This window comes from Pseudoalteromonas sp. GW168-MNA-CIBAN-0100 (assembly GCF_040309225.1).
GTDB classification, from domain to species: domain Bacteria; phylum Pseudomonadota; class Gammaproteobacteria; order Enterobacterales; family Alteromonadaceae; genus Pseudoalteromonas; species Pseudoalteromonas arctica.
In genome coordinates, this window is sequence record NZ_JBEOOL010000745.1 from 1 (window position 1) to 259 (window position 259).

The following is a 259-nucleotide window of genomic DNA, read 5'->3' on the forward strand; positions in this document are numbered from 1 at the left end:
GGGTAATCAAGTCCTAGTAATTTTGCTGTTTTATCAAATGCTTCGCCTGCTGCATCATCAACCGACTCACCCAGCACTTCATATTGGCCAATACCGGCTACTTTAACCATCATGGTGTGTCCGCCCGATACTAGCAAAGCAATAAACGGAAACTCAGGAACATTTTCCTCAAGCATCGGCGCTAATAAATGCCCTTCCATATGATGCACTGCTACTGCGGGAATATCCCAACCATAAGCAAGAGAGCGACCAATTGAGG

General features: G+C 45.9%; 1 pseudogene. It reads right to left on the reverse strand.

The window, feature by feature from the left end:
- A pseudogene (locus AAEY62_RS23245) lies at window positions 1–259 on the reverse strand (tRNA (adenosine(37)-N6)-threonylcarbamoyltransferase complex transferase subunit TsaD); the annotation flags it as partial.